The 16,100-nt window shown below is 56.7% G+C and carries 14 protein-coding genes; 4 read left to right on the plus strand and 10 right to left on the minus strand.

All coding sequences use genetic code 11. From position 1 onward, the window contains the following. Positions 1 to 45: 45 nt before the first annotated feature. The 9 genes from BC440_RS16795 to BC440_RS16835 all read right to left on the minus strand — a co-directional run bounded on the left by BC440_RS16795 (position 46) and on the right by BC440_RS16835 (position 10,541). Positions 46 to 1,185, minus strand: coding sequence for an ABC transporter substrate-binding protein (locus tag BC440_RS16795; protein WP_063095191.1), 1,140 nt, complete (start codon positions 1,183 to 1,185; stop codon positions 46 to 48). Between the two features lie 132 nt (positions 1,186 to 1,317). Next, positions 1,318 to 2,187 (minus strand): tryptophan 2,3-dioxygenase, encoded by an 870-nt coding sequence (gene kynA / locus BC440_RS16800; RefSeq protein ID WP_139192137.1) that lies wholly within the window; start codon positions 2,185 to 2,187, stop codon positions 1,318 to 1,320. Next, entirely contained in the window at positions 2,184 to 3,377 is a 1,194-nt protein-coding gene (gene kynU / locus BC440_RS16805) for a kynureninase (protein WP_071240663.1), read from the minus strand. The genes kynA and kynU overlap by 4 nt, the downstream gene beginning before the upstream one ends. Further along, the gene (locus tag BC440_RS16810) at positions 3,374 to 5,008 is read right to left on the minus strand and encodes an AMP-binding protein (protein ID WP_071240664.1); all 1,635 of its coding nucleotides are present in this window, start codon (positions 5,006 to 5,008) and stop codon (positions 3,374 to 3,376) included. Before BC440_RS16810 ends, kynU begins: the two co-directional genes overlap by 4 nt. Before the next feature lie 19 nt (positions 5,009 to 5,027). Beyond that, positions 5,028 to 6,185 (minus strand): acyl-CoA dehydrogenase family protein, encoded by a 1,158-nt coding sequence (locus BC440_RS16815; RefSeq protein ID WP_071240665.1) that lies wholly within the window; start codon positions 6,183 to 6,185, stop codon positions 5,028 to 5,030. Continuing rightward, positions 6,185 to 6,997 carry an enoyl-CoA hydratase family protein gene (locus tag BC440_RS16820; RefSeq protein WP_083379403.1) on the minus strand — a complete coding sequence of 271 codons (813 nt, stop codon included), beginning with the start codon at positions 6,995 to 6,997 and terminating at the stop codon, positions 6,185 to 6,187. Before BC440_RS16820 ends, BC440_RS16815 begins: the two co-directional genes overlap by 1 nt. Beyond that, on the minus strand, positions 6,990 to 7,481 hold the full coding sequence (locus BC440_RS16825) for a MarR family transcriptional regulator (protein ID WP_247643597.1): 492 nt from the start codon (positions 7,479 to 7,481) through the stop codon (positions 6,990 to 6,992). Before BC440_RS16825 ends, BC440_RS16820 begins: the two co-directional genes overlap by 8 nt. A gap of 2 nt (positions 7,482 to 7,483) precedes the next feature. Continuing rightward, positions 7,484 to 8,242, minus strand: coding sequence for an SDR family NAD(P)-dependent oxidoreductase (locus BC440_RS16830; RefSeq protein WP_071240668.1), 759 nt, complete (start codon positions 8,240 to 8,242; stop codon positions 7,484 to 7,486). 4 nt (positions 8,243 to 8,246) lie between these two features. After that, on the minus strand, positions 8,247 to 10,541 hold the full coding sequence (locus BC440_RS16835) for a bifunctional salicylyl-CoA 5-hydroxylase/oxidoreductase (protein WP_071240669.1): 2,295 nt from the start codon (positions 10,539 to 10,541) through the stop codon (positions 8,247 to 8,249). 202 nt (positions 10,542 to 10,743) lie between these two features. Here BC440_RS16835 and BC440_RS16840 point away from each other — a divergent pair, with 202 nt between their 5' ends. The 4 genes from BC440_RS16840 to BC440_RS16855 all read left to right on the plus strand — a co-directional run bounded on the left by BC440_RS16840 (position 10,744) and on the right by BC440_RS16855 (position 14,657). Next, the gene (locus BC440_RS16840) at positions 10,744 to 11,391 is read left to right on the plus strand and encodes a hypothetical protein (protein WP_071240670.1); all 648 of its coding nucleotides are present in this window, start codon (positions 10,744 to 10,746) and stop codon (positions 11,389 to 11,391) included. A 160-nt stretch (positions 11,392 to 11,551) separates the two neighbouring features. After that, complete coding sequence (locus BC440_RS16845; RefSeq protein ID WP_071240671.1) at positions 11,552 to 11,806, plus strand: hypothetical protein; 255 nt, start codon at positions 11,552 to 11,554, stop codon at positions 11,804 to 11,806. A 38-nt stretch (positions 11,807 to 11,844) separates the two neighbouring features. Then, positions 11,845 to 12,681, plus strand: a complete 837-nt coding sequence (locus BC440_RS16850) for an alpha/beta hydrolase (RefSeq protein WP_071240672.1) — start codon at positions 11,845 to 11,847, stop codon at positions 12,679 to 12,681. Next, the gene (locus BC440_RS16855; protein ID WP_247643598.1) at positions 12,681 to 14,657 is read left to right on the plus strand and encodes a 3-hydroxyacyl-CoA dehydrogenase NAD-binding domain-containing protein; all 1,977 of its coding nucleotides are present in this window, start codon (positions 12,681 to 12,683) and stop codon (positions 14,655 to 14,657) included. The genes BC440_RS16850 and BC440_RS16855 overlap by 1 nt, the downstream gene beginning before the upstream one ends. A 437-nt stretch (positions 14,658 to 15,094) precedes the next feature. Here BC440_RS16855 and iolG read toward each other — a convergent pair whose 3' ends face one another. Next, entirely contained in the window at positions 15,095 to 16,084 is a 990-nt protein-coding gene (gene iolG, locus BC440_RS16860) for an inositol 2-dehydrogenase (RefSeq protein ID WP_071240673.1), read from the minus strand. Positions 16,085 to 16,100 lie beyond the last annotated feature (16 nt).

The following is a 16,100-nucleotide window of genomic DNA, read 5'->3' on the forward strand; positions in this document are numbered from 1 at the left end:
ACAAATGCCCGCCGAACTTGCCAGTCTATGAAACAGACTTCGTCGTTACATCGCACATTCCGATGCATAGGCATCGGCATGATCGATAAGGGCTGTGCCAATGATCTTGTTGGTCAGAACGTCGCCTTCCTTCACCACTTCACGGACATAGATGTCCTGAATCGGATGCTGGTTCGGACCAAAGATGAATTTGCCACGGACGGAATTGAAGTCCGCTGCACGCAGCGCATCACGGAAGGCGTCCTTGTCATTGACGTCTGCCTTGCCCATTGCCGACAGCAACAGATTGGCGGTATCAAAGCCATATGACGCATAGATCGACGGCAGGCGGCCATATTCCGCCTGGAAGGTTTCGACAAACGCCTTGTTGGTGTCGTTGTCGATATCCTTAGACCAGTTGGCGGTGTTTTTGATACCAATTGCCGCATCGCCAATCGCGCCCAGAATACCCTGATCAAGCGAGAATGCCGGACCGATCAGCGGAATATCCACACCCGACTGGGCATACTGTTTCATGAACGCAATGCCCATGCCGCCCGGCAGGAAGAAGAACACGCTATCCGCACCCGATGCACGGATCTGTGCGATTTCGGCGGCATAGTCGGTCTGACCAAGCTTGGTGTAAACCTCGCCCGATACATCCCCCAGATAGAAACGCTTGAAACCGGCGATGGAATCCTTGCCTGCCGGATAGTTCGGCGCCATCACAAAGGTTTTCTCGTAACCGGCACTGGTCGCATAACCGCCTGCGGCTTCATGCAGATTGTCGTTCTGATACGAAACGCTGAAATAATTCGGGTTGCAGCCCTTGCCCGCCAATTGCGACGGTGCGGCATTGACCGAAAGATAGAACTTGTCCTGTGCCACCGCCGACGGCACCACCGCCATTGCCAGGTTCGACCAGATAATACCGGTCAGGACATCGACCTTCTCGCTCTGGATCATTTTATCGGCAAGCTGAACCGCGATATCGGGTTTCTGCTGATCGTCTTCGATCACAACCGTCAGGTCCGGGTTATTGGCCTGTTTGACCGCCAGCATGAAACCATCGCGCGCGTCGATGCCAAGCCCCGCACCGCCACCCGAAAGGGTCGTGATCATGCCAACCTTGACCGGCTCGGCCTGTGCCGCCCCCGCCATCAGTAACGCAGCCAAAGCTGCGATTGTCGTCTTAGTGCCCTTCATCAAAGCCTCCGTGTTTATGTTTTTATCTACTCAGCAACATCGGCATTCCGTGACTTTGTTGTTTTTTGTCACGGACTTATCGACCTGATGCCTGCCCCTGATTTTGCAGTGTTCCATCAGGCCCGTCCATCCTCAAAGCGTGGTTCGCACCCGCCAGAGTTCCGGAAACAGTTCAACTTCCAGCATTTTTTTAAGGTAACTCACCCCGCCGGTCCCCCCGGTCCCGCGTTTGAAGCCAATGACGCGCTCCACCGTGGTCACATGGTTGAACCGCCAACGCCGGAAATAATCCTCAAAATCCACAAGCTTCTCGGCCAGCTCATAAAGCGGCCAATGCTTTTCCGGTGCGCTGTAAACCCGATGCCACGCCGCAATCACCTCGTCATGTGCCGCGTATGGCGCACTGACATCACGCGATAACACCGCATCGGGCACCGCAATCCCCTCTCGCGCCAAAAGGGCTAGCGCCTCGTCATAAAGGCTGGGCGTTGCCAGTTCGCCCTTCAGCATTTCGGTAATGTCATCGCGGTGCGCATGCGGGCGCAACATCGCATGGTTCCGATTGCCTAACATAAACTCGATCTGGCGATACTGGTATGACTGGAAGCCCGACGACGGACCCAGCGCATCGCGAAATGTCGTATAGTCGCTTGGCGTCATGGTCCGCAAAACGTCCCACGCATTGTTCAATTGCTCGAATATGCGCGATACGCGGGCCAGCATCTTAAATGCCGGTTGCAGGCGACCTTCACGGATGGCATCACGTGCGGCGGTAATCTCACGGATCGCAAGTTTCATCCACAATTCGGATGTCTGATGCTGAATGATAAACAGCAACTCATCCTGCGCATCGGTCAATGGATGCTGCGCTGTTAATACCGCATCCAGCGCCAGATAATCGCCATACGACATCTGATCGGAAAAATCGGTTTTGGCCCCTTCGGTGCCGGGGTCATAGGGCTGGTTCATCGGGCAGCCGGTATTTTTGGCTTTATCGCTCATGTCACGGCATTCCTTTTATGGAATTCCGGCTTGTCCCAGGCGCGCGTTTCCATGATCTCCGCCAGTATTTTCACCGCGCCATCGACATCGTTGTTGTCGATATAAAGCGGGGTAAAGCCGAACCGGATGATATCGGGTGCCCTGAAATCACCAATCACCCCGCGCGCAATCAATGCCTGCATCACCGCATAGCCATTTTCAAACCTGAACGATACCTGCGATCCGCGCAGGGTCGCATCACGCGGGCTTGCCAGTTCCAGCATCGGGCAACTTGCTTCGCCCCCGGCGATGAACTGCTCGCAAAGCTCAATGCTGCGTTTGCGGATATCGACCATCTCGACCCCATCCCACGCCTTCATCGCCTCTTCCAGAACCGTCATCTGAATGACCGGCGGGGTGCCGACCCGCATCCGCGAAACATCGGGTGCCGGGCTGTATTCAAGGTCAAAGGCAAACGGGGCCGCATGACCAAGCCATCCCGACAATGCCGGGCGCACGGTCTTCGCATGATCGGGCCTGACATAAATGAATGCCGGGGCACCGGGGCCACCGTTAAGGTATTTATAGGTGCACCCTACCGCAAAATCGGCTTCACATCCCGCAAGGTCGACCGGAACCGCCCCCGCCGAATGCGCCAGATCCCAGATCACGATTGCGCCCGCATCATGGGCCATCTTGGTGATCCGCTTCATGTCATACATCCGCCCGGTGCGGTAATCGACATGGGTCAGCATCAAAACCGCAAGGTCTTCGTTGATCAGGCTTTCGACATCTTCCGGGTTTGGCGTCTTTAAAACATGGCCCTTATCAAGGCTTTTGATCAAGCCATCGGCGATATAAAGGTCGGTCGGGAAATTGCCATTGTCCGATACCACCACCTTGCGATCCGGGTTCATTTCAAGCGCACTGGCCAGCGCCTGATAAACCTTGATCGACAAAGTATCGCCCATCACCACCGTACCCGGTGCCGCCCCGATCAGACGCGCGACCAGATCGCCAACGCGTTTGGGCTGCTCCATCCACCCGGCATCGTTCCAGCCGCGAATAAGCATCTCGCCCCATTCATCACTGATCATGGATTTGGCGCGCGCGGCCGCCGTTTTCGGCATCGCGCCCAGTGAATTACCGTCAAGGTAAATCACCCCGTCAGGGATATGGAACAAGGCTTTGGTGGCGGCAAAGTCAATCATGCAGACATTTCCTGTTTCAGGCGGAATCGCTGGATTTTTCCAGTCGCGGTTTTCGGTAACGCGTCGATAAACAGGATCGAACGCGGATATTTATAAGGTGCAATCGTCGCCTTGACATGATCCTGCAAAAGCTTCGCCATTTCGGGTGACGGATTGGCATTCGCGGTCAATACCACATGCGCCTGCACGATATAACCGCGTTCCTCGTCGGCGGCGGCCACCACCGCACATTCCGCCACATCAGGATGCGACAGCAACGCCGCCTCGACCTCCGGCCCGGCAATGTTATAGCCCGACGAGACGATCATATCGTCATTGCGCGCGGCAAAATGGAAATAGCCGTCACTATCGACAAAAAACGCATCCCCCGTCAGGTTCCAGCCATCGCGCACATAGCCATGCTGCCGATCATCGGCCAGATACCGGCACCCGGTCGGGCCACGCACTGCAAGCTTGCCAATCGTGCCAACCGGAAGCTCGTTCATTTCATCATCAACGATCCTGGCTTCATATCCCCCCACCGGTCGTCCGGTGCAGGCCGGGTGACTGTCGCCAAACCGGTTGGAAATAAAGATATGCAGCATCTCGGTCGCGCCAATCCCGTCCAGCATCGGCTTGCCGGTCTTTTCCATCCATGCCTTGTAAACGGGTGCGGGCAAAGTTTCCCCGGCTGAAACGGCGGCCCGAAGGGACGATAAATCCGCCCCGTCTTCCATCGCCGCCAGCATCGCCCGATACGCCGTCGGCGCGGTAAAGCACACGGTTGCCTTATAGGTTTCGATAATCTCGATCATGTTGGGCGGCGATGCCTTTTCAAGCAACGTCGCGGTCGCCCCGAACCGAAGCGGAAAGACGGCCAACCCGCCAAGCCCGAAGGTAAAGGCCAAGGGTGGCGATCCGACAAACACGTCATCGGGCGTCACATTCAGGACTTCCTTGGCATAGCCATCGGCAATGATCAGAAGATCACGATGGAAATGCATGGTCGCCTTGGGCTCCCCCGTCGTGCCCGATGTGAAACCCAGCAACGCCACATCATCGCGCCCGGTCTTGACCGCCTCATATTTCACCGATTTGGTCAGGGCGATGCGATCCAGTTCCGCATCATGATTGGCCGTACCGTCAAAGCCGATGACCTTTTTAAGGAATTTGCTGTCCTTGGCACACGCCACCAGCTCGTCCATCAGCCGCGTATCGCAAAGGGCAAATTCGATCTCGGCCTTATCGACGATCTGGGCCAGTTCACCGGCACGCAGCATCGGCATGGTATTGACCACAACCGCCCCGGCCTTGGTTGCGGCTAACCAGCAGGCCACCATCGCCGGGTTATTGGCCGACCGGATCAAAACCCGGTTGCCGGGCTTGACCCCATAATCCTCGGCCAGCGCATGAGCAATGCGGTTGGTCCAGTCGGATAATTCCTTGTATGTCCGCTGGCGGCCATTGCCGATCAGGGCGGTATTATCGCCAAATCCCTGTTCGACCATCCGGTCGGTCAGTTCGACCCCGGCATTGAGATATTCGGGATACTGAAACTTTTCGAGGTTAAAGACCGGCCAACTTTCGACCGGTGGCAGATTGTCCCTTGCGAACGTATCGCTATGTGCGGTCGGACCCAGAACGTGCGACATGGTTAAGCCCCTGATACAGCTATTTTTGTGCCAGCGTTTGCCGTGCAATGATTATTTTTTGGACGTCTGACGCGCCTTCATAAATCCGAAGGGCGCGAATTTCCCGATACAGCGTTTCAACGATGTGACCAGAACGCACACCATCGCCGCCATGTATTTGTACCGCCTTGTCGATGACGGTTTGGGCATGATCGGTTGAATAAAGTTTTGCCATCGCGGCCTCGCGCGAAACCCGCGCTGCCCCGCTGTCTTTCAGCCACGCCGCGCGATACACCAGAAGCGCACTGGCATCGACATCAAGCGCCATGTCGGCCACATGCCCCTGCACCATCTGCAAATCAAAAAGCGGCGCGCCAAACAATTCGCGGGACTGAACGCGATTAATGGTTTCGTCCAACGCCCGACGGGCAAAGCCGAGTGCGGCGGCGGCAACAGTCGACCGGAACACGTCCAGAACCGACATCGCGATCTTGAAGCCTTCACCCGGAAGGCCAATCAGCGCGGTCGCCGGAATACGGCAATCGCTGAATTTCAGCCGCGCCAACGGATGTGGCGCAATGGTTTCCAGCCGTTCGGCAATCGAAAGGCCCGGTGTGTCGGCGGGCACCAGAAACGCCGAAAGCCCCTTGGCCCCCGGTGCCTCGCCAGTGCGGGCAAACACGCAGTAAAAATCGGCAATCCCGCCATTGGAAATCCAGGTTTTCTCGCCATTCAGCACGAAATGGCCGCCATCGGATCGCGCATCAAGCGCGATATTGGCAACATCCGATCCCGATTGCGGTTCGGTCAGGGCAAAGGCCGCAATCGCCTTGCCGGAACGGACCTTGGGCAGAATACCCGCCCGCTGCGCTCTGGTGCCAAACAGCGAAATCGCCCCGCTGCCAAGCCCCTGCATGGCAAAGGCAAAATCGGCCAGCCCGTCATACCGCGCCAATGTCTCGCGGATCAGGCAAAGCGACCGGACGTCAAGCTTCGCCCCGTCAATGTCGGGATCAATCGCGGCATGCTTCAGCCACCCGCCATCATTAAGCCGCGCCACCAGATCGCGGCACGCCCCATCGACATCATGATGATCGATACCGTCAAGATTGGCCGCCGCCCACGCATCAAGCCGTGCAGCAAGCTCGCGGTGCCGGTCTTCGAAAAACGGCCAGTCAAGATAGGACGTATCAGCCATCAGTTCCCCTCGAACACCGGTTTTTCCTTGGCGACAAATGCCTTATAGGCGCGATTGAAATCCTCGGTCTGCATGCAGATCGCCTGCGCCTGTGCTTCGGCCTCAATCGCCTGTTCGATCCCCATATTCCATTCCTGCGCCAGCATGGTTTTCGTCATCATGTGACCGAAATTCGGGCCTTCGGAAATCCGGGTTGCCAGGGCTATCGCCTCGGCCTCCAGAACATCACTCTCGACCAGCCGGTTATAAAACCCCCAACGCTCGCCCTCATCGGCACTCATGGAACGCCCGGTATAAAGAAGTTCCGCCGCCCGGCCCTGTCCGATGATCCGCGGCAGGATCGCACATGCCCCCATGTCACAGCCCGCAAGCCCGACACGGGTAAACAGGAACGCCGTTTTCGAAATCGGGGTCGCAATGCGCAAATCCGATGCCATGGCAATGATCGCCCCGGCACCAACGCAAATGCCATCAACCGCCGCAATCACCGGCTTGCCACAGCCAATGATCGCCTTGACCAGATCGCCGGTCATGCGGGTAAATTCCAGAAGCCCCTTCATGTCCTTGTCGATCAGCGGGCCGATAATGTCGTGCACATCCCCGCCCGAACAGAAATTGCCACCGTTCGATCCGAACACCACCGCCTTGATATCATCGGCATAAACCAGATCGCGGAACGTATCGCGAAGCTCGGCATAGCTCTCGAACGTCAGCGGGTTTTTGCGTTCCGGCCGATCCAGCGAAATAACCGCAACATCGCCTTCCATGCGCCAGTTGAAATGCTTTGGCGTGATGTTTGCCATCTTAGTCATGGTGCGCCTCGTTATGATGATAAACAGTCCGAAGGATACGGATCAGGGCATCGGCATCACTGGCCGACAGATCGGAAAACAGCTCGGAAACCCAGCCCTCATGCACAAGGGCCCGCTCGGCAAAATCCTTTTCGCCCGCTTCCGTCAGGCGCACGATCGATGCCCGGCGATCATTTTCAACCGGCACCCGGACCAGCATCCCCTCGGTCACCAGCCGGTCAACAATCCCGGTGACATTGCCGTTTGATACCATCAACGCGCTTGAAAGCTCGCTCATGCGCATCCCGTCGCGCGACCGGTAAAGTGCGGCCATCACGTCAAAGCGCGGCAGGGTGGACCCGAATTCAAGGCGCATCTTTTCGCGAAGTTCGCCCTCGATCTTGCGCGACACGCGTAAAACCTGAAGCCACGCCCGCAGGCGCGCCTTTGAGATATCCGATGTTTCGTTTGGCGGCATATCGGGATCGCGGACTGTCTTATCCATATTCATATCTCTCCTCCCGATACCGAAATCGCCTGCCCTGTGATCGATGCGGCCTGGCTACTTGCCAGCCACATGACGGTCTGGGCAACTTCTTCGGGCTGGATCAACCGGTTCTGCGGATTGATCTTCGCAAGGCTTGCGCGGGCGTCTTCCGCACTCATGCCGGTTTTCGCAACGATATTGGCAACCGATTGTTCAAGCATCGGCGTTTCCATGAAACCGGGGCACACCGCATTAACCGTGATCGGCGTCGATGCCAGTTCGGTCGCAAGGCTTTTGACAAGCCCGACCACCGCATGTTTCGCCGCGCAATAGGCGGTGACATAGGCATAACCCTTAAGCCCCGCCGTCGATGCAATCGAAATCAGCCGCCCCGGTTTGGCGCGACCCATCACATTCAATCCCTCGCGGAACGTCAAAAACGTCCCCGTCAGGTTCACATCCATCGTGCGTTTCCAAAGATCGATGGATGTTTTGCCAAACGGTGCGCTTTCGGCCATGCCCGCATTGGCAATCACCAGATCGGGCGCGCCGATCACATCGCAAAATGTGCCAAACATCGCACGTACTGATGCCTCGTCCGTCACATCGGCGGGAATGGCGGTAATATTGGGATGTTTTGCCACCTCGGCCAGCATCTCAGGCCTGCGGCCTGATACCGCGACCTTGACCCCGGCATCGGCCAGCATACGGGCCATTACGGCCCCCACACCCGACCCGCCGCCGGTAATCAATGCTGTGCTGATGGCAAGGTTTCCCATGGGGTCACACCTTCCCGGTCATGACGTCGGACCGTTCCGCCAGACGCCACATCTGATCACGCCCGGCATGGTACGGTTCCGGCCAGTTTTCCGTCCGGTTGCCAAGCGTTGCCGCCGCATGCAGCGTCCAGTACGGATCGGCCAGATGCGGCCGCGCAAGGCACACAAGGTCCGCCCGTCCCGCCATCAGGATCGAATTGACGTGATCGGGTTCGTAAATATTGCCAACCGCCATGGTCGCCATATGTGCTTCGTTCCTGATCCGGTCGGAAAATGGCGTCTGGAACATGCGGCCATAGACGGGACGTGCGGCCTTCGTCGTCTGACCTGCCGACACGTCACAGATATCAACATCATGGGCCTGCAACATCCGCGCGATCTCGACCGCTTCTTCGGGCGTCACGCCCTCATCACCGACCCAGTCATTGGCCGAAATACGCACCGATAACGGCTTATGCGCCGGCCATGCGGCACGCACCGCATCAATCACTTCCAACGGATAACGCATCCGGTTTTCAAGCGACCCGCCATATTCATCCGCCCGCGTATTGCTGACCGGGCTGATAAAGGATGACAAAAGGTATCCGTGTGCGGCATGGACCTCGATCATGTCAAAGCCCGCCCGATCCGCCATTTCGGCAGCCGCCACAAACTGATCGCGCACCCTATCCATATCATCGCGCGTCATCGGTTTTGGCGTCTGGTTGCGATCCGACCACGCAATGTCGGATGCCGATAATAACGGCCAATTGCCGGATTTCAGCGGCGCATCCATTTCTTCCCAACCCAACTGGGTTGAACCCTTGCGCCCGGAATGGCCAATCTGCGCACAGATTTTGGCATCGGTTTCGGAATGCACGAAATCGGTAATCCGTTTCCACGCGGCCTCGTGCGATGGCGCGTAAAAACCGGGGCAACCCGGCGTGATGCGGCCCGTGTCGGAAACGCAGGTCATCTCGGTATAAACCAGTCCCGCACCACCCTTGGCGCGCTCCGCATAATGCACCAGATGCCAGTCGGTCGGGCAGCCATCCACCGCCTTGTACTGTGCCATCGGCGACACCACGATGCGGTTCTTAAGCTTCATGTCGCGCAATGTAAACGGCACGAACATCGGATGACGGACTTCATCATTCGCCGGAATACCCGCCTTGCGCTGGAACCATCCTTCGGCATCTTTCAGCCACTTGGCATCGCGCATCCGAAGGTTCTCATGGCTGATGCGCTGCGATCTGGTCAAAAGGGAATAGGTAAACTGCACCGGATCAAAATGGAAATACCGCTCGATCTCCTCGAACCATTCCATCGAATTGCGCGCGGCTGATTGCAGGCGCAAAACCTCCAACCGGCGTTCGTCTTCATATTTGGCAAAGGCGGACGGCAAATCGGCCTCGGAATGCAGGTAATTGGCAAGCCCGATGGCACTTTCAAGCGCCAGTTTGGTGCCCGATCCGATGGAAAAATGCGCCGTCGCCGCCGCATCGCCCATAAGGACGATATTTTCATGCGACCATGTTTTGCACAAAACCCGGGGGAAGCTCAACCACGCCGAACCGCGCACATGATGCGCATTGCTGATAAGGGCATGACCGCCAAGATGGTCCTTGAAGATTTCCTCGCAGGTGGCAATCGACTCTTCCTTGGTCATGTCGCCGAAACCATAAGCGTCCCAGGTCGCTTGCGAACATTCGACGATAAAGGTCGCGGTCTTGTCATCAAACTGATAGGCGTGCGCCCAGACCCAGCCCTTGTCGGTTTCCTCGAAAATAAAGGTAAAGGCATCATCGAATTTCTGATGCGTGCCCAGCCAGACAAACTTGCATTTCCGCGTATCGATATCAGGCTGGAATTTATCGGCAAACTCGGTGCGGGTTTTGGAATTAAGCCCGTCGGATGCGACGACAAGGTCAAATTCCTTGGCATAATGCGCCGCACTTTGCGCCTCGGTCTCGAACCGAAGATCAACACCCAACTCGCGAGCACGCTGCTGCAACAGGATCAAAAGCTGCTTGCGCCCGATGCCACAAAAACCATGCCCGGTCGATACGGTCTTCTCACCGCGATACAGAACCGCGACATCATCCCAGTATGAAAAATGCGCCCGGATCGCCTCGGCACTTTTGGCATCATTCTGCGCCAGATTGGTCAGCGTCTCGTCCGACAGGACAACGCCCCACCCAAACGTGTCATCGGGCTTGTTACGCTCGATCACCACGACCTCATGGCCGGGATCGCGCAATTTCATCGAAATCGCAAAATAAAGCCCCGCAGGACCGCCACCCAAACAAGCTACTCTCACCTGATTTTCCCTTCTTGATATGGGGGTCTTTGCCCCGGTTGTTTTGGGAAACTCCAAAAACGGTACGCCTGCCCGACATTTATTTCAAGCATAAAATATTTGGGTTTGAAGTATCTTCATTTTTCCCTAAAATCGAGTAACGTCATATGCAAGCGAGATGAACTACTGCATCAGAGAAATCTGACATTCAGGAGGGGGCACCATGGACAAGCCCGAAGAACAACTGGAATATGTACAACTCTCTGAAGAAGCTATCCAATTTCTACCTGACGAGTGGCAGCAACAGATTTTTGCGCTGAAGGAAGAAGCACAAGGCCTACTTGAGGCTGTAGATAGTGACCTAAAGAACTTGAACCGCCTCATCCATGCCTTCCCGACCATGGCAAGCCTTCGCTACATCCACCATCGCCTCATCTCAACCAAGTTTGAAGCGACAACCGAATGGGCGCTGGAGAACGACATGTTAATTTTGGCGTTTGTAACGACTTACGCCCGGCTCGTTAAAGGAGAGAATGGCAGCGGAATTTCCCCTAGTAAGTTGCCCTCAGAACTTCGCCCAATACATGACGACATCATTGAACTACGCAACAAGAGATACGCTCATAATTCGGGCCACCATTCAATATCTGGAAATATGGAAATTGGCTTCGAAGACGGGAAATTCGATATCAACTTAAAGGTCGAAATGGGGTTTCACGTAGGCGGTGCGACAGAATGGAAGCCTCTGGTCGAGTTCCTAGATAGTTTGATGGTTCAAAGGCTAGAGAAACAACTTGAAAAATTGAAAACGAAAACAGGTCGCGAATGGATATTTCCATGCGCCCCACCCCCAAAATGGGTTTCCCCGTAGAATTCGGATCGGTTCATCTTTACTAAATTAAACAAGAAAACTGTACAGAAATGGCTGGCAAAGCAGACGATCAGTTTGAACTGCTCTCGTTTGAATAACATTAGAACAGATAAAACCAGCTTCCCAAAAGGGGACGGCACTTTTGATAAAGGAAACCACAATGTTTGAAGAGCGCTATAACAAAGATCAACCAGCCGTGCGGAAAATGGCAGAACGCATGGCGAGTGATAGCCCACAAAACTTCCCTTCCCTTGACGATTTCGCCGCTATCTACGGTGAAGAGGCCATCGCGATGATGGCCAGAGGAGGCCTACTCGCGGCCCTATGGGATATTGGAATCGACGCAGTACCAGTGTCGATTGAAGGAAGCACACCCAAAGGCCTGAAATGGAAACGTAATAGCGACAACGCATAGGCGGCTGCGGACAATTCCAAGAAAGGGACGATAAAAAAATGATCACCAACTGGGACGACGCATACGCCAATGGCGACCATATCAGGGGTGCGGCGGAATTTCCCGGCATGTGGGCCAAACTGGCAGCAGCCTTCCGCGATGAAATGGCGGCATCGAACCGGGCGGAACTCGATATTGCCTATGGCAATGCCACGCGCGAAAAATACGATCTGTTCCTGCCCGAAGGCACTCCAAAGGGCACGGTCGTTTTCGTGCATGGCGGCTATTGGAAGGCGTTTGATAAATCGACATGGTCGCATCTGGCACGTGGTGCTGTCGCACGCGGCTGGGCGGTCTGTCTGCCAAGCTACACCTTGGCCCCCGACGCCCGTCTTTCGGAAATCACCCGCCAGATCGGGGCGGCGATTGATCATGTTGCCAACCGCATTGCTGGCCCCATTCATCTCACCGGTCATTCGGCGGGCGGTCATCTGGTCAGCCGGATGAATTGCATCTCCTCGCCCCTGTCAGCGGCAACGCAGGCACGCATCAAAAACACCGTTTCGATCAGCGGCCTGCATGATCTGCGCCCGCTTCTGAAAACCGCGATGAATGATGTGCTGAAACTCGACGAAGCCGAAGCAATCGCCGAAAGTGCCGCCCTCACCCGTCCACATCTGCCATGCTCCATCACCTGCTGGGTCGGCGCGGATGAACGGCCGGAATTTGTCCGCCAGAACGATCTTCTTGCCAATATCTGGACCGGGCTAGGTGCATCGACCCGCGCGGTCGAGGCCCCCGGCAAACACCATTTCGACGTCATCGCCGATCTGGCCGATCAGGCCTCTAAGCTGGTCACCTGCCTACTGCATCCGATCGAGCCGGAGGACGCATAATGTCCACAATGCCCCCCGTCAGCCTCACGACCGAAAACGACATCGCGATCATCACGATTGATCATCCACCGATCAACACGACCAGTCATGCCGTCCGTCTGGGAATCTGGGATGCGATTGATCAGATCAACCGCGATGATGCGATCCGCGCTGCGATCCTGATCTGCGCCGGATCAACCTTTATCGCCGGTGCCGATGTTACCGAATTTGGCAAACCGCCAATCGACCCGATCCTGCCCGATCTGATCCTCAAACTCGAACAATCGACCAAGCCACTGATCGCAGCCATCCACGGTAATGCGCTTGGTGGCGGGCTTGAAGTCGCCCTCGGCTGTCATTACCGCATCGCGACCGCCACCGCCAAATTGGGCCTGCCCGAAGTCAATCTTGGCCTGATCCCCGGTGCCGGTGGCACCGTGCGATTGCCCCGCCTGATCGCGGTTGAAAACGCGATTGCCATAATCACCGGCGGCAAACCGGTGTCTGCCACCACCGCCCATGATTACGGCCTGATCGACGAAATTGCGGATATCGGAAATGGCGATTTGCGGGTTGCGGCAATCGCCTTGGCCGACCAGATCAAAAACGATCCCTGCCCGACCGCCCTGATCGACCGCGCCCCGGTCAAGGCCCCGGACACCGATGGATGGGATGCCCTGATTGCCGGGATCGACAAAAAGGCCCGTGGCCAGGATGCCCCGGTGATTGCCACCCAAACCATCCGGGCCGCCGTCACCGGCGACGCCAAAGCCGCCCTTGGGCTTGAACGCGAAAACTTCGTTCGCCTTCGCGACAGCGACCAGTCAAAGGCGCTGCGCCATATTTTCTTTGCCGAACGATCCGTTGCCAAGCTGCCCGAACTGGCCGGGGTCGATCCCCGCCCCATTGCCGAAATCGGCGTCATTGGCGGCGGCATCATGGGGGCCGGTATCGCCACTGCCGCCCTTCTGTCCGGCTATGCCGTGGTGATGATCGAACGTGACGAAGACGCCTGTGAACGCGGCATCGCCAATGTCCGCCATCATCTTGGCGGGTCGCTCAAACGCGGCATCATCACCCAGTCCCGTCATGATCAGCTTCTGGGCGATCTCGTCAGCAGCACGGACTACGCAGCGCTTGCCAATTGCGATCTGGTGATCGAGGCCGTGTTCGAGGACATGGGCGTCAAGCACGACGTGTTTGCCAAACTGTCCGCCCATTGCAAACCCGATGCGGTGCTGGCGTCCAACACCTCCTATCTCGACATCGATGCGATTGCGACTGCCTGCACCCATCCCGAACGGGTGATCGGCCTTCATTTCTTCTCCCCGGCGCATGTGATGAAACTGCTTGAGGTTGTCCGCACCCGTCTGGCGAACCCCGCAACACTCGCAACTGCCCTTGCCTTCGCCAAGCGCCTTGGCAAGATCGCGGTCCCTTGCGGGGTGTGTGATGGCTTTATTGGCAACCGGATCATGTCGGCCTATCGCAAACATTGCGAATACATACTCGAAGACGGATCTCTCCCGTCTGACATTGACCGCGCCATGACCAATTTCGGCTTCCCGATGGGCCTGTTTGCCATGCAGGACATGGCAGGCCTTGAAATCTCATGGGCCACCCGCAAACGCCTCGCCCCCACCCGCGACCCGAATGAACGCTATGTCGCGCTTGGGGATTACCTCTGTGAAATGGGGCGTTTCGGGCGCAAGAATGGCCTTGGGTGGTATCGCTATGATGAACATGGCAAAGCTTTCCCTGATCCTGTTGTCGATGCACTGGTGATCGCTGAATCGGCGAAAAAGGGCATCAAACGCCGCCCGTTTTCCGAAACCGAAATCATCGAAACCATCCTGTCTGCCATGCAGGCAGAAGGCGAAAAAATCCTCGCCGAAGGCATCGCGCATAGCCCGGACGCCATCGATGTCGTGATGGTCAACGGCTATGGCTTCCCCCGCCACAAGGGCGGGCCGATGCATCTTAAAAAGACCGCCTGAACACCCGAAATCCGGGGCTTTCACCGCCCCGGAAAGGTGCCCGAACCCGACCCTTCTCCAACATCACCCCGGCCCGCGCCGCGGCATAAACCGGGCACAAACCGGGCGCAGCTCGGGCATAAAGCCCCCCCAAATGACGCTCAAACAGCCCGCAAACCGGGCGCAACTCTCCCGCTTGGCCACTTTTGACTGCTTTTGACTACCGTTTGCCCCTCGCTTGACCGCCAGCAAGACGGCCAAAATCGCCGCCCGTGGCCATAACCCGACGAACCGCCAATCTGGCTACCCGCCGCACACTGCACACCACATACCACCAAAACAAAAACGCCCGCCGGGAAATTCCCGACGGGCGCAATTCTGGTGTTGACTTGGTTCTTGTATCAAATCGAAAAGAACAAATCAAGAACTTTTTGATAGGGTAGGCGTTTTTTTTTCGCCTACCCGACCAGAACTTCCTTGCCACTCGCAAGCGATTCAAGCGCTGCATCGGCCAGAAGCAACGCTTTCAGGCCATCCGCACCACTCGGGTAATTGCTGGTTTTACCCGCCACCACATCACAGAAAGTCGTCAGCTCGATCCGATAGGCATCGGCATAACGCGACATGAAGAAATCCATCAACGGTTCGGCGGTATAGCCCGACCCGTTCGCGACCGTAACCGACGTGGTGCGATGGTTTCCGGCCTCGACCAGGCCCTTTGAGCCATGCACTTCGATGCGCTGGTCATAGCCATATGTCGCACGACGTGAATTGGTGATCACCGCCATCCGGCCGCTTTTGGTCCGAAGTGTGGCCGCCGCACTATCGACATCACCCGTCGCCTTGATCGCCGGATCGGTCAGGACCGCACCGGTCGCATAGACCGATACAATCTCCTCGCCCAGAAGGAACCGCGCCATATCAAGGTCATGGATCATCATATCGCGGAAAAGCCCGCCCGACCGTTTGATATAATCGACCGGCGGCGCGGACGGATCACGCGACGTGATCTGCACCATTTCAACATCGCCAATCGCGCCCGCGTCAATTTCGGCCCGAAGGCGGGCAAAACTGGGGTCAAAACGGCGGTTGAAACCAACCATCAAAACCGCACCGGTTTCCTCGACCACCTTAAGGCAATCGCGCACCCGCCCGGCATCCAGATCGACCGGCTTTTCACAGAAAATCGCCTTGCCCGCCCGCGCGGCCAGTTCGATCTGATCGGCATGAAGATCGGTCGGGGTGGCAATGATAACGGCGTGAATATTGGCATCCGCCATGATTTCCTCGACCGTCGCACGGGTCGCCCCGGTAAGGGCAATCGCATTTTCCGCCGCGGCATCGACCGGGTCGAAAACCTTGGCGATTTTGGCATTTGGCAGGGCCTGAACGGCTTTGGCGTGGGTGATGCCGATACGGCCAGCACCAAGAAGTCCGATATTAAGCATGTCTGACATCCTGAAA

Origin of the sequence: Thalassospira sp. MIT1004, assembly GCF_001858545.1 — a bacterium.
Classification (GTDB): Bacteria; Pseudomonadota; Alphaproteobacteria; order Rhodospirillales; family Thalassospiraceae; genus Thalassospira; species Thalassospira xiamenensis.